This window comes from Amycolatopsis pigmentata (assembly GCF_042684065.1).
Lineage (GTDB): Bacteria > Actinomycetota > Actinomycetes > Mycobacteriales > Pseudonocardiaceae > Amycolatopsis_E > Amycolatopsis_E pigmentata.
The window spans coordinates 122597-138326 of record NZ_JBHUKR010000023.1; the positions used below are offsets into that span (position 1 = coordinate 122597).

At 69.3% G+C, this 15730-nt stretch carries 1 protein-coding gene; it reads right to left on the minus strand.

From position 1 onward, the window contains the following. Positions 1–32: 32 nt before the first annotated feature. Positions 33–15710, minus strand: coding sequence for an SDR family NAD(P)-dependent oxidoreductase (locus tag ACFSXZ_RS36315; RefSeq protein ID WP_449224302.1), 15678 nt, complete (start codon positions 15708–15710; stop codon positions 33–35). Positions 15711–15730 lie beyond the last annotated feature (20 nt).

Consider the following 15730-nt stretch of genomic DNA (forward strand, 5'->3'; position numbering starts at 1 on the left):
AAGCACTGCGAGGCGAGGGGCGGCAATCGGTGTCAAAGCTCGTCGATGAGGGAAAAGAGGTCGTCGTCGGACAGGGAGCCGACGGCACGGTCGCCCTCACCGAGCGATTTCTCCCCGGTGGACGGTGTTTGCTCCACCCGGGCGAGCATCGCGTGAAGTTTGGTCGCCAGCCTCGCCCGGAGCCTGGTGTCGTGCTCCGCCGCGGTGAAATCGCTTTCCCATTCTTCGAGCCTTTCCAGAAGCCTGTCGTCCGCTGCCCGCGAACCCGGCCGGAGCAACGTCAGGAGGTACCCGGCCAGACGCGAGACGGTCGGGTGATCGAAAACCACCGCGGTGGGCAACGGGATTCCCGCCATCGCCTGGACGCGATTGCGCAACTCCACCGCGGTCAGCGAATCGAACCCGAGTTCGGTGAACGGCCGTTGCTCGTCGACGTGGGCAGTGCCGGGAAAACCGAGAACCGCGGTGACCTCTTCGCGGATGATGTCGGTCAGTACGTGATGACGGTCTTCCTCCGAGACAGCCGCAAGGCGCCGTATCAGAGCATCGCTGTCATTACCGGCCGTCGTCCCCACGACGTCATGCGGGTGACCGGTTCGCACCAGAGCTTCGAACAACGCCGGCCTGGCGGTACCGAGCGCCCGCACCGCTGCCAGGTCGAGGCGGGCCGGGAGCACAACCGCCTGGTCCGCCGTTACGGCACGATCGAAAAGATCCATCGCCCGCTCCGCCGGCAGCGGGAGGAAACCGGCCAGCGCCGCCCTGCGGCGATCCGGCTCGGTCAGCCTGCCGGCCATGCCGTCGCCGGCCCACGGTCCCCAGGCCAGCGCCGTAGCGGGCATGCCGAGGCTCTGCCGGTAGCACACCAGGGCATCGAGGAAGGTGTTGGCCGCGGCGTAACCGGCCTGCCCCGGAGCACCCACCAGTCCCGCCGCCGACGAGAACACCAGGAAGGCGGCCAGGTCGGCGTTTTCGGTCAATTCGTGAAGGTGCCATGCCCCGATCACCTTCGCGTCGAACACCCCGGCCAGCCGTTCAGGCGTCAGCGACGTGATCACACCGTCGTCCAGCACGCCCGCCGCGTGGACGACGGCCGTCAACGGATGTGCCGGGGATATGGAATCCACCACCCGCGCCAGCGCCGAGCGATCGGCCACGTCACACGCGACGACGGTCACGCCGGCACCGTGCGCCGCCAGCTCACCGACCAGCTCTTCGGCTCCGCCGCGGCGGCTCACCAGGACGAGGTGCCGCATGCCGCGATCGACAACCAGGTGCCGCGCCAGCGCGTGTCCCACGCCACCGGTACCGCCCGTGATCAGCACCGTGCCCTCGGGATCCCAGGCCGGCCCGGTGAGGGGCCGCCGCTCTTCGACCGGGACCAGACGCGGCACCAGCACGCGTCCGTCGCGGACGGCGGACTCGGGCGCGCCCGTGGCCACCGCACCGGCGACAGCCTCCACCGAAATTTCCGAATCCACGTCGACCAGGACGAACCGGCCAGGGTTCTCCGCCTGCGCGGAGCGAACCAGGCCCCAGACGGCAGCCTGGGCAAGCGACACTTCTTCGGCGACGCGAACCGCGTTCCGGGTGACGAAAACAAGTTTCGCGGCGAGGAAACGGTCTTCGCCCAGCCATTGCCGGATATGGGCGAGCGTTCGCGCGGTCAGTTCCCGTGCCGCGTCGGCCGGGGTCAGGCCGGCGGTAGGGGATTCGGCGACGGGCAGGAGGACAACGTCCGGCGAACCGGGCGGCAATGCCGACCCGGCCGGCACCCAGCCGGAAGTATCTGTGGTGGGCGCAACGGACACGCGTTGCCCTTCGGCCCACTCCAGCCGCCAGAGCCCATCCGTGACGGCCGGTTCCGCCCCTTCCGTACGAACGGATGTGTTCTCCGTACCGATCCAATACCGCTCCCGCTGGAACGGATACGTCGGCAACACGGTTCTCCGGGTGGCGGTATGGGAGAATAGAGCTTCGCCATCAAGGTCGAAGCCCCGCACGAAAAGCTCAGCTACCGCGGACAGCAGCGTTTCGGTCTCGGGACGGCCGCGCCGCATCGCGGCGGTGTACGAGAGTCCCGGCGCCGTCTCCTGGGCCATCGCCGACAGGACCGGGTCCGGCCCCAGTTCCAGCACCATATCGACGCCGAGTTCGGCCAATCGTGTCATACCGTCGGCGAATCGGACCGTGTCACGCACCTGGCGAACCCAGTACGCGGCCGACGTCAGCTCGTCGGCGGCCTCACGCCCGGTCAGGGTGGAGACGACCTGGACGGCGGGGATCCGGAAGTTCAGCCGGGCGAGTTCGTCGCCGAATGCCGCCAGCATCGGGTCCATGTGCGGCGAATGGAACGCATGACTGGCCGTGAGCCGCTTCACCCGTACGCCCTTCCGGGAAAACCGGTCCGCGAGGTCGAGGACCGTCTCCTCGTCTCCGGAAAGCACCACGGATGTCGGCCCGTTCACCGCCGCGATGGATACGCGCCCGTCCGAATCGCCCAGCAGGGGGCGGATATCGGCTTCAGCCGCCTCGACGGCCACCATCAGACCGGAACCGCCCTCGGCAACCGGGAGCTCCTGCATGAGCCGTGCCCGCGCCGCGACGAGCCGACAGGCTTCGGGCAGGTCGAATACCCCCGAGACATGCGCCGCCACGATCTCGCCGAGGGAGTGTCCGATCAGAAAATCGGGGCGCAGACCCCAGGCCTCCACCAAGCGGTAGAGCGCTACCTCCAGCGCGAAGATCGTCGGCTGCGCGTAGCCGGTCTGGTGGAGCAACTCCGCTTCAGGGGTCCCTGACTCCGCGAAAAAGACGTCACGCGGCGACGGGAACTGCCCGGTATCCAGATGGTCGAGCACGGAGTCGAGCGCTTCGGCGAAAACCGGGAACCGGCTGTGCAATTCACGACCCATACCCACGCGCTGGGCTCCCTGACCGGTGAACTGCACGGCGAGCCTGCGCGCGCCGGTCACACCCTGGACCAGGCCAGGCACACGGCCGCCGGCACCCAACGCCTGGAGTGCTTCGACGAAGGCCGCCCGGTCGGCCGCGACGATGGCGGCCCGATGGCGCAGCCGCGCACGGGTCGTACTCAGTGCGAGTCCGATGTCCGCGGCTGACGCCCGCGGATCGGTTTCGGTGGCCAGCCTGACGGCCAGCGCGCGCAGCGCCCCGGGTGTCGCGGCCGACACCAGCCATGGCACCGGGCCGTCTTCCGGGCCCGGTGAAACCTCGCCGCCGTCGACGTCTCGGGGCAGTTCGAGCACGAGATGCGCGTTCGTACCGCTGATGCCGAAGGCGGAGACGCCCGCCCTGCGCGGCCGCCCCGTCTCCGGCCATGGGGTGCTCTGGGTCAACAGGGTCACCGCGCCGGTTTCCCAATCCACCTCTGCGGTGGGGGAATCGGTGTGCAGGGTCTTGGGCAGAAGTCCGTGGCGCATGGCCAGGACCATCTTGATCACTCCCGCGATGCCGGCGGCCGCCTGCGTGTGTCCGATGTTCGATTTCAGGGCGCCCACCAGCAGCGGGGCCTCTCGCCGGGATCCGTAGGTGGCCAACAGCGCCTGAGCCTCGATCGGGTCGCCCAGCTTCGTTCCCGTGCCATGTGCCTCGACCGCGTCGATCTGGGGCGGATTCAGGTCCGCGTCGTCCAGCGCCTGGCGAAGGACCCGTTGTTGCGAAGGCCCGTTGGGTGCGGACAGTCCGTTGGAGGCGCCGTCGGAGTTGACCGCGGAACCGAGAATCACGGCGAGCACCTCGTGGCCGTTGCGGCGAGCGTCGCTCAGCCGCTCCAGGACCAGGATTCCCGCGCCCTCGGACAGAACGGTGCCGTCCGCCGCGGCCGCGAACGGCTTGCACCTGCCGTCTTCCGCCAGATTGTGCTGCCTGCTGAACTCCGTGAACACGTCCGGATGGGCCATCACGGTGACCCCGCCCGAAATGGCCAGATCGCATTCACCCGAGCGCAACGCCCGGGTAGCCCAGTGGGTGGCCACCAGCGAGGACGAACAAGCCGTGTCAACGGTGACGGCGGGCCCCTCCAAGCCGAGCACGTAGGAGATTCGTCCGGACAGCGCACTCGAGGTATTACCCGTCAGGAGGTGTCCCCGTACGAGGTCGATCGCGTCGTCCGCACGCGTCGCGTAGCCCTGCTGGTAACCCCCGACGAACACACCGGTCTGGGTGCCGGTCAGCGAGGATGGATCCATTCCCGCCGATTCCAGCGCCTCCCACGACGTCTCCAGCAGCAACCGTTGCTGCGGATCCATCGCCAGCGCCTCACGGGGCGAGATACCGAAGAACTGTGCGTCGAACTCCGCCGCGTCAGGCAGGAATCCACCCCGCGCCGCATACGTCGTCCCGGGTCGTTCCCGCGACGGGTCGTACAAGTGTTCCAGGTTCCAGCCCCGGTCGCCGGGAAAGGCGGTGATCGCGTCCTCACCTCGGACCAGCAACCGCCACAGGTCCTCCGGCGAAGACACCCCACCGGGGAACCGGCAGGCCATTCCGACGATCGCGATCGGCTCTCGAACCGGTGCCGCCGGTCGTCTCCGGAGAGCGGTGATTTCTCCTTTCGCACCGTGCATCCGCTCCAGCACGTGCCGGGCGAGCCTGGCCGGGTTCGGGTGGTCGAACACCACCGTGGCCGGAAGCCGCAGTCCGGTGGCGGTCGCGAGGCGGTTCCGGAGGTCGACCGCGGCCAGCGAATCGACCCCGAGTTCGCGGAAGGCGCTCTCGGCCGGAATCACGGTCCCCTCGCTGTGTCCCAGCGCCGCCGCGGAGACCGAACGAACCAGATCCAGCACGACCCGCTCGCGTTCGGCGGTGGGCAGCGGAGCCAGCCGGTGCGCGAGATACGCCGCCGACCCTCCGCCGGAGTTCCGCGGGCGTGGCGCGGAAGGGACCACCCCGCGCAACAGCCGGGGCACTTCGTCCCTGGACACCATGGCACGGTCCAGCGCCATCGCGATCACGACGGGCTTCTCCGCCCCCAGACCCGCGTCGAAGAGCGCCAGTCCCCGCTCGACACTCAGGTACGCGACGCCGGAGCGCAGCATTCTGGTCAAATCCGTCTGGTCAAGGCGACTGGTGAAACCGAGTTCGCGGGTCCACAGCCCCCAGGCCAGCGCTGTGCCCGGGAGGCCCTGCTCCACACGGTGCCGGACGAGTTCGTCGAGGAAGGCGTTCGCGGCGGCATAGTTGGCCTGTCCAGCGGCACCACTGATACCGGAAAACGACGAAAAGACGACGAAACCCCGTAAGGGAAGCTCACGGGTCAATTCGTGGAGATGCCATGCTCCGTCGACCTTCGGATCCAGCACGCCGTGCAACCGATCGTCGGGGAGACTCGCGACGACCCCGCCACGGTGTATGCCCGCGGCGTGTACGACAGCCGTGAGCGGTTGCTCCGCGGGCATATCGGCCAGCAGGGCCGTGACCTCTTCACGCCGGGAGATGTCGCAGGCCCGGATCCGGACCTCCGCTCCTTGTCCGGACAACTCGGCCACGAGTTCCGCTACGCCCTCCGCGGCCGGGCCACGGCGGCTGACCAGCGTGAGATGACGCATGCCGTGCACGCTGACGAGGTGCCGCGCGACCTCGCGACCGATACCGCTCGTTCCCCCGGTGACCAGCACCGTGCCTTCCCGATCCCAGTTCAGGTCCGCCGGTGCGGGAGCCGGTAACCCGGCCAGTCGTGCCGCCCGCACCTTGCCCTCGCGCAGGCGCAATACGGGCTCGCCGGATTCCAGTGCGGTAGCCAAGGTCGCCGAGGCGAGCTCCCGGGTGCCGTCCTCCACCAGCACGATCCGGCCGGGGTGTTCCGCCTGCGCCGACCGCACGAGGCCGGACACCGCGGCTCCCGTGAAGCCCCCGCCGACGACCACCACGAGTTGCGCGGTGTCGAACCGTGCGTCGGACACCCAATGCCGAAGCAGACCCAACGCCTGCTCCGCGCCGGCGTGCACCGCACCGGGCACGTCCGCCGCGGTACCGCGGGCGGTCTGGTCCCGCAGGTCGAGGACGACGACGCCCGGAATGGCGTCGCCGAACTCGAAATCACCTCGTGTCACGGTGAACCAGGCATCACCGCGCGGGCCACCAACGGGGCTCACTTCGTCCCAGCGCAGGTGATACAGGCGGCCGGGCCGCGAGGTCGGCTGGTCCCCCGTGATCTCGCGGAAACCCGACAACCGTGCCGACGCCACCGGCGCACCGCTGAGGTCGGTCACCACCAGTTCGACGGTTTCGTGGTCCAGGGCGGTCAATCGGATCCGGACGGCATCGGCACCGCGGGCATGGATCGTGACGTCCCGCCAGACGAGCGGATAGCGCATGGATTCGCCCGCGAGCAACGTGGACGCCGGGGCGAGAGCCGCGGCCAGCAGGTGGGGGTGCAGGCCGAATCCGTCGGTGTCGGCGTCCCACGGAAGGCTCGTTTCGGCGATCAGGCTCTCGCTGTCACGCCACAGTGCGCTCAGACCGGGATATAGCGAGACATCGAGTAGCTCGGCATCAGGTCCAGGAAGGACTTCCGCTCCGAACGCGGTGTCCACATCAGACGACGAACCAAGAATGCCTGTGCCGTAACGATCCCAAGGGGCATTCCCGTCCCCGGTCACTCCGGCCGGTCGCGACCACACGGTGAAGCGCCGTTGCCCCGCCGCTTCCGCGTCGACGACCAGTTGCAGGCGAATACCGCCCTCGGGCACCGTAAGCGGCCGGTCGACGGTGAGCGCGTCCACCCGGATCGCGCCCACCGTCTCGGCCGCGTGTGCGGTGAGATCGACCAAGGCGGCTATCGGCGCGGCCGCCGGATCCGCGAAGTCACCGACGTCGGTGACCGCATCGACGCGGCCGCCCCCAGGCTGCGCCGGAGCGGGGATCAAGGCGGTGAACACGTATCCGCCGTCGTCCGGTAGCTCCACCACCGTTTCCATCAGGGCATGCCCGGTGGTCCGTCGCCGCTCGGCGGACATCCCGGGCAAGCCGGCGCCACGCGGCCAGAATCGTTCACGCTGGAAGGCGTAGGTGGGCAGCGGCACGAGACGGCCACCGGCGTACAGCGGCGCCCAGTCGACCGGCACACCCATCACATGGGCTTCGGCAAGCGACCGCAGAAAACGGTCTTTTCCGCCGTCGCCGCGGCGCAGGGTACCGATAACCCTCGCGACAGCACCGGCTTCGGTGATTGTTTCCTCGATCGCGCTCATCAGCACCGGGTGTGGGCTGACCTCGATGAACACGGTGGGCCCGGCAGCCAGCGCCACATGGGTCGCTTGCCTGAAACGCACCGTGTCACGCAGGTTTCTGAGCCAGTACCGCCCGTCGGCACGGGCAGTGTCCATGATTTCCCCGGTGACCGAAGAAACGAAGAGAATGTCGCTTTCCGCCGCACGAACGTCCGCCAGCGCGGACGACAACTCCTCGCTGATGACCTCGATGTCCGGCGAGTGCGACGCGTAATCGACGGCTACCTTACGGACATCAACCCCGGCGGTGCGTCCCAGAGCGGTGAACTCTTCGATCGCGCTGATCGCCCCGGACACCACCACTGAGCCGGGCCCGTTCTCCGCGGCGACGCAGACCCGCTCGCGGCACCTGGCGACAAGGTTTTCGACCACGTCCCGCGGCGCCGTGATTGACGCCATCCCGCCGGTCCCGGCCAGCTTTTCGGCGATCAGCCTGCTGCGCGCCGCTACCACGCGCGCACCGTCCTCAAGCGACAGTCCGCCGGCCACGACGGCGGCGGCGATCTCCCCCTGGGAGTGCCCGAGGACAGCGGTGGGCCGGACGTCCCACGATCGCCAGAGCTCGGCCAAGGCGACCATCACGGCCCACGAGGCCGGTTGCACCACCTCGACCCGGTCCAGTTCCTCACCGTCACTCAAGAGGTCCAGCGGTGACCAGTCCACGTAGGGTTCCAAAGCCGCCGCGCATTCTCGTAACCGAGCCGCGAACGCCGGTGACGAGCCCATCAGTTCGCGCGCCATACCGGTCCATTGCGCGCCCTGACCGGGAAACACGAACACGCAGCGCGGCCCCACGGACTCCGCGACCCCCAGCACGACCGGCGAAGCCGGATCGCCCGCGGCGAACGCCGCCAAGGACTTCCGTAGTTCGTCCTGGTCGTCACCGAGCACCACGGCGCGGTGAGCGAACAACGAACGCGCGGTATGAAGTGTGTAGCCGATGTCCGCGAGCACCGCTCCAGCGTGTCCGTCCAAATAGGACAAAAGTGCGGCCGCCTGGCCGTTGAGCGCTTCGGGGGACTTCGCGGACAGCAGCAGCGGCGGAACGCTCGCACCAGCCCCGCGCAGCCCCGGTCCCGGTGACCAGTCAGGCTCCTCCAGCACGAGATGGGCGTTGGTGCCGCTGATGCCGAAGGACGAGACCGCCGCGCGCCGGGGGCGTCCCGGTTGTGGCCACGGCCTCCGCTCGGTCAGCACCTCCACCGCACCCGCCGCCCAGTCGACCTTCGCCGATGGCGTAGTCACGTGCAAGGTCTTCGGCAGCGTCTGATGCCGCATCGCCATCACCATCTTGATGACGCCGGCCACTCCCGCGGCGGCCTGGGTATGGCCGATGTTGGACTTCACGGACCCGAGCCAGAGCGGCCGCCCGGCCTCGCGATTCTGCCCGTAGGTCGCGATGAGCGCGTGGGCCTCGATAGGGTCTCCCAATTCGGTCGCGGTCCCGTGTGCCTCCACGGCGTCGACGTCGACGGGCGACAACCCGGCGAACCCGAGCGCTTGGCGGATCACGCGTTGCTGCGAAGGCCCGTTCGGAGCGGTCAAGCCGTTCGACGCGCCATCGGAGTTGACCGCGGAACCACGCAGCACCGCCAGTACCTCGTGGCCGTTGCGCCGCGCGTCGGACAACCTCTCCAACACCACGACTCCGGCACCTTCGCTCCATACCGAACCCGCGGCGTCATCGGCGAACGAACGGCAGCGACCATCGACGGAAAGCACACCCTGCCGCGAAAACTCGACGAAAGCACCGGGCGTGCTCAGCACGGTGGCTCCGCCCGCGAGCGCCAGTTCGCACTCCCCCGCACGCAGCGACTGCGCCGCGAGGTGGATGGCTACGAGCGAGGACGAACACGCCGTGTCGACCGTGACAGCAGGCCCTTCCAGGCCGAGCAGGTACGACACCCTGCCGGTCGCGACGCTGCCTGCGCTACCGGTACCGAGATAGTCCGCGGCAGCCTGGGGAAACCCGCCGAGTGCGGGATAGTCGTGGTAGATGAGCCCGGCGAACACACCCGTGCGGCTGCCACGCAACGACAACGGGTCGATGCCCGCCCGTTCGAAACCCTCCCAGGCCGTCTCCAACAACAGCCGTTGCTGCGGGTCCATGCCCAGGGCTTCACGGGGCGAGATGCCGAAGAACGCGGCGTCGAAGTCGGTGGCCGTGTCGATGAATCCGCCGCGGTCGGTGTAGGTGGTCGCGGGCCGGACCCGGTCCGGGTCGTGGACACCGGCGATGTCCCAGCCACGGTTGCCGGGGAAGGACGTGATGCCCTCTTGGCCGTCCGCGACGAGCCGCCACAGGTCTTCCGGGCTGGTGACACCGCCGGGGTAACGGCAGGCCATGCCCACGACGACGACCGGGTCGTCGTCCACCGGATCGCCGACGGCCAGGGTTTCGCGTCCGGTCTCCGGCTCGGCGGCGGTGTGGAACGCGGCCAGTTCCCGGTCCAGGAAAGCGGCGAGCGCGGCCGGGGTCGGATAGTCGAAGACGGCCGTGGCGGACAGAGCTACTCCGGTCGCCCTTTCCAGGCGATTGCGCAGTTCCACCGCTGAGAGCGAGTCGAAGCCCGCCTCGTGGAACGTCTGCTCGGGCTGGACCGCGCCGGGCGACGCGTAACCGAGGACGAGTGCGGCGTGGACGCGCACCATGTCCAGCGTCGTCTGCCCGGCGCGCGGTCCACCGGCCACCGACGCGGGCGCCACGGGCGCGCGCCGGGCCACCAGATGATCGAACACGGGCGGGAGGTCGTCCCGCGCACGCAGCGTGGAGAGATCGAACTCGGTGGCGACGACCGTCGGATGGTGACCGCTGACGGCGCGGTCGAAGCAGGCCAGTGCGTTGGCCGGAGGCATGGGAACCACGCCCGAACGGGTCATACGCCGCAGGTCGGTCTCGCCGAGGTTGCCGATCATGCCGCCGTCGGCCGAGTCCGCCGCCCACGGGCCCCAGGCAAGCGCGGTGGCGGGCAATCCGAGCGTGCGGCGATGTTCCGCCAGCGCATCGAGAAACGCGTTCGCCGACGCGTAGCCGGCCTGCCCCGGCGAACCCACAGTGCCGGTCACGGAGGAGAACAGCACGAAGGCCGAGAGGTCCAGCCGGCTGGTCAGTTCGTGCAGGTGCCAGGCCGCGGCGACCTTCGGTCGCAGGACCTTTCCGAGGCGATCGCCGGTCAACGCGCCTATCACGCCGTCGTCGACGATTCCGGCCGCGTGCACGACCGCCGTGAGCGGATGCCCGGCCGGCACGAGCCGGAGCAGTTCAGCCACCTCGTCACGGTTCGAGACATCACACGCGACCACGCGCACGGACGCCCCGTGCGCCGCGAGTTCCCCGGCCAGTCCCTCCGCGCCACCGTGCCGGCTCGCGAGGAGTAGATGCCGGACACCGTGGCGGTGGACCAGGTGGCGGGCGACGGCCCGGCCCAGGCCACCCGTACCGCCGGTGATCAGCACCGTGCCCTGAGGTGCGAGCGGGCGTGGGAGCGTCAGCACGACCTTACCCACGTGCCTGGCCTGGCTGACGAAGCGGAACGCGTCCCGCGCGGACCGGATGTCCCACGTCGTGATGGGCAAGGGCGCGAGAGTGCCGTCCGCGAACAACTCCGAGAGCGTCGCGAACATTTCGCCGATCCGGTCCGGGCCGACCTCGAACAGGTCGAACGCCCGGTAAGCGATACGGGGATGGTCTTCGGGCCGCCGGATGTCGGTCTTCCCCATTTCGACGAACCGGCCGCCGGAGGACAGCAATCTCATCGACGCGTCGATGAACGCGCCATCAAGTGCGTTGAGGACGACGTCTATTCCGCGCCCGGCGGAGAGCGAACGGAATGACCGCTCGAATTCCAGCGAACGTGATGAAGCGATGTGATCGCCGGCGACCCCGAGCGCGCGGACCGCGGGCCATTTGGCGGGGCTCGCGGTCGCGAAGACTTCGGCTCCGAGGTGCCTCGCAAGGCGGATCGCGGCTGTCCCGACTCCCCCCGCGCCCGCGTGCACGAGCACCCGCTCGCCGGTCCCCAGGGCAGCGAGATCCACCAGGCCGTGGTACGCCGTCAGGTAGGCCACCGGTACGGACGCTGCCTGCTGGAATGACCATGGCGCCGGAAAAGCCGACAGCATCCGGTGATCGGTCACGGCGCTTTGCCCCGCGCCACCGGGAAAAAGCCCCATGACCTTTTGACCCACGACGAAGCGGGTGACCCCGGGGCCGACTTCGGCCACCACACCCGCGGCCTCCGCTCCGACGGGGCCGGCCGTGGCGCCGGGATACATGCCCAATGCGGTGAGTACGTCGCGAAAATTGAGACCGACCGCCCGCACGTCGATCCGCACCTGACCGGGCGCCAGGGGGGTGCCGGGGGCAGGCGCGAGTACGAGTTCGTCCAGCGTGCCGTTGCCGACTTCGAGGCGCCAGGGGACGTCGCCGACGGGCGGTTCGAGCCCTTCCCCGGCACGGATCCTGTTCAGCCGGGCCACCCGGATGCCACCCTGGCGAACCGCGACCTGAGGTTCGCCGGCGGAAACGGCGGCGGCCACCGCGTCGGCGGTCACCGCGTCGGTGTCCAGGTCGACCAGGACGAACCGGCCGGGATTTTCCGCCTGCGCCGAACGCACGAAGCCCCACACCGAAGCGGCTGCCAGGTCGATCGGGGGACCACCGGGCTCCGGGCAGACCGCCCAGTGCGTCACCACCACGAGCCTGGCTTTCGCGAAACGTTCGCCGGAAAGCCACTCGCTGACCAGTCCGAGGCCGCGGGCGACCAGTGCGTGCGCCTCTTCGGGCGTACTGCGCTGTCGGGTCCCGCGCAGCGGAACGATCACCACATCCGGTACCGCCGCCGGTATCCGCGACAAGTCGTCGACCACGAGCCAACCGTCCGACGGCTCCGGCTTGTGGTCCCCGTCCGTGTCCATCCACGCGAGCCGGAACAGCGCGTTGTCAACGGCGGGCCGAACGGAATGATCGATCGTTGCCGCGCGCAGGGTCAGTGAACTGGCGGAGAGGACATGTTCTCCCGCTGGATCGATCAGTTCGAGGGAAACGGTGTCCGAAGACAGCCGGCTCAGCCGGGCCCGCGCCGTGAAGACTCCGCGCGCACCGGCCGACACGCCACTCCAGGCGAACGGCATCGGCACGGGCACGTCGTCGAGTCCCGCGTACGCCGTGGCGTGGAGCGCGGCGTCCAGAAGCGCGGGGTGGATGGCGAACGCATCGACGTCCGCGCGTTCGGCCTGGGGCAGGACCACCTCCGCGAAGACATCGCCGTCGCACTGCCACACCGCCTTCAGGCCCTGGAAGGCCGGCCCGTAGGACAAGCCATCGGTCGCCGGGTCATACGCGCCGGTGAGGTCGACGTGACGTGCTCCGTCCGGAGGCCACTCCCGTGCCCAGGAAACACCCGATCCGTCCGGCTCGGCCGCGCACAGTTTCCCGCTGGCGTGATGCGCCCACGGCTCATCGGGCGAGTCGACGGAGCGCGCGTGGACGTTCAGTCGGCGGGTGCCGTCCGCGGCCGGCTCGGCGACCTTCAGTTGCACGGTGACTTCCCCCTTGGGGGAAAGCACCAAGGGCTCGTGCAGGATCAGTTCGGAGACACCGCCGAGCCCCACATGGTCAGCCGCGCACAGCGACATCTCCAGCAACGCGGTGCCAGGCACGACGATCCGGTCACCTACGCGGTGGTCGGCCAGCCAAGGCTGTCTCCGGGGGGAAAGCGTCCCGTTGAACAACACCTCGGCGGAGTCGGCCAGTTCCACGATGGTGCCCAGTAGCGGATGTTCGTCCTCGGCGGGCGCCACCGCCGCGACCCTTGGCCAGAATGATTCGTGCTGAAAGGGATACGTGGGCAAGTCGACTCTGCGTGCCCTGGCCGTGCCGAAGAACCGGTCCCAGTCGATGCCGACACCGTGGACGTGGGCTTCGGCGAGCCCGGCGGCCAACTCCGCTTCTTCACCACGACCGCTCCGCATGGTGGCGACGCCCACCGCATCCGGCACGATTTCCCTGGCCATCGCGACGAGCGCGCCCCCGGGTCCGACCTCCACGAAGGTATCCGCGCCGTGGCGCGCCAGTTCCGCCACCGCGTCGGCGAAGCGTACGGTGCGGCGGACGTGCTCCACCCAGTAATCCGCACTGGCCATGTCGTGACCGACGGTGCCGCCGGTCACCGTGGACACGATCGGGAGAGACGCGTCGCCGTATCGCACGCTTTCCGCGACCGTGCGGAATTCGTCGAGCATCGGGTCCATGAGCGGGGAATGGAAAGCGTGGCTCACCGCGAGTCGCTTGGTCCGCCTGCCCTTGGCCGCGAACCGTTGTGCCAACTCGGTTACCGCGTTCTCGTCACCAGCCACCACCACGGCGCTGGGGCCGTTCACGGCAGCCACCGCCACAGCTCCCTCGCCATCGAGATATGACGACATCTCGTCCTCGCCGACGCTGACGGCGACCATCGCGCCGCCTGCCGGCAGCGCCTGCATCAGCCGCGCGCGGGCGGCCACCAGACGACACGCGTCGGGCAGGGTGAGGATGCCGGCCACATGAGCGACGGCGAACTCGCCGTTGGAGTGGCCCGCGAGGTACCGGGGTCGTACGCCCCAGGACTCCAGCAGCCGGAACAGCGCCACTTCGACCGCGAACATCGCCGGCTGGGTATACACCGTCTGGTCCAGCCGGGCCTGATCCCCGATCGCGTCACGCAACGGAGGCCCGAATTGATCAAGCACCTGGTCGTACGCCTGGGCGAAGACGGGATACCGGGCGGCGAGTCCGCTGCCCATCCCGGCGCGTTGAGCGCCTTGTCCGGGAAACAGGAACGCCGTTCTGGCTTCACGGGCGCGGCCACGGGTGAGCCCCGCGTGCTCGTCGTCCCCGGCCAGCGCTCGCAGCGCGGCCACGAAATCCCCACGGTCCTTCGTCGTGACGGCCGCCCGGTATTCGAAGGACTCCCGGGTCGTCGCCAGTGAATACGCGACATCGACGGGCTCGGCCACGGCGAGCACTTCGACCAGCCGAGCCGCACTTTCGCGCAGGGCGGCTGGTGTTTTGGCGGACAGGACAAGGGGGACGGCAGTGGTTGCGCCGGTTTCACCCGCTTCACCGGCCGGCACCCCGGAGGCGGGTGCCTGCTCGACGATGAGATGCGCGTTGGTGCCACTGACGCCGAAGGACGACACAGCGGCGCGGCGGGGGCTCTCCTTCCCGGGCCACGGCCGTTGCCCGGTCAGCAAGGACACGGCACCGGAGGACCAGTCCACATGGGACGACGGTTTCCCGGCGTGCAGGGTGGCGGGAAGCACGCCATGCCGGATGGCTTGGACGACCTTGATGATCCCGCCGACACCGGCCGCCGCCTGAGTGTGCCCGATGTTCGACTTGAGCGACCCGAGATAAAGGGGCCTGCCGCCGGCGCGTTCCTGCCCGTAGGTGGCCAGCAACGCCTGGGCCTCGATGGGATCGCCGAGCACGGTGCCGGTGCCGTGGGCTTCGACCAGGTCGATGTCGGCCGGCGTCAGCGACGAGTTCGCCAGCGCTCGCCGGATCACCCGTTGCTGGGACGGACCGTTCGGTGCGGAGAACCCGTGGGACGCACCGTCGGAGTTGACGGCGGATCCGCGGAGCACGGCAAGGACTTCGTGCCCGTTGCGGTGGGCGTCGGAAAGGCGCTCCAGCAGCAACACCCCGACGCCTTCCGCCCAGCCGGTGCCGTTCGCCCCGTCACCGAAGGCCCGGCAACGGCCGTCGGGTGACAGGGCGTTTTGCCGGGCGAACTCGACGAACAGACGGGGGGTCGCCATCACGGTGACTCCACCGGCGAGCGCGAGGGACGACTCGCCTGACCGCAGGGACTGCATCGCGAGGTGGGTGGCGACGAGGGAGGAGGAGCAGGCTGTGTCGATCGACAGCGAAGGACCCTGCCAGCCGAAAGTGTAGGACAGCCGGCCCGAGATGATGGCCGCGGCCGCGCCGGCGCCGCCCGACATTTCGGCCCGGTGAGCGAGCAGATCCCAGTAGTCCTGGCCATTGGAACCGACGAAAACACCGATTTCGGCACCGGCCGAGCTTCCCGGCCGGATACCCGCGCGCTCCAGGGCCTCCCACGCGGCCTCCAGCAGAAGCCGCTCCTGGGGGTCCATCGCCAGCGCATCTCGCGGCGAGATCCCGAAAAACGCGTTGTCGAATTCCGCCGGGTGGTCGAGGAATCCGCCGTACACCGGTTCGGGCAGCTCCCAGCCACGTCCCGCCGGCACCTCGGAAATGGCATCGACTCCGTCGGCGACCAGCCGCCACAGTTCTTCAGGGGTATTGACACCACCCGGATAGCGGCAGCTCATCGCGATGATCGCGATGGGTTCCTGACTCGCGGACTCCACCTCGCGCAGCCGGCGGCGCACCTGCTTCAGCTCGTTTCCCGACCGTTTCAGATAGTCGAGCAGTTTCTGTTCGTCGACCATCGGTCAGTCACCAACCCGGT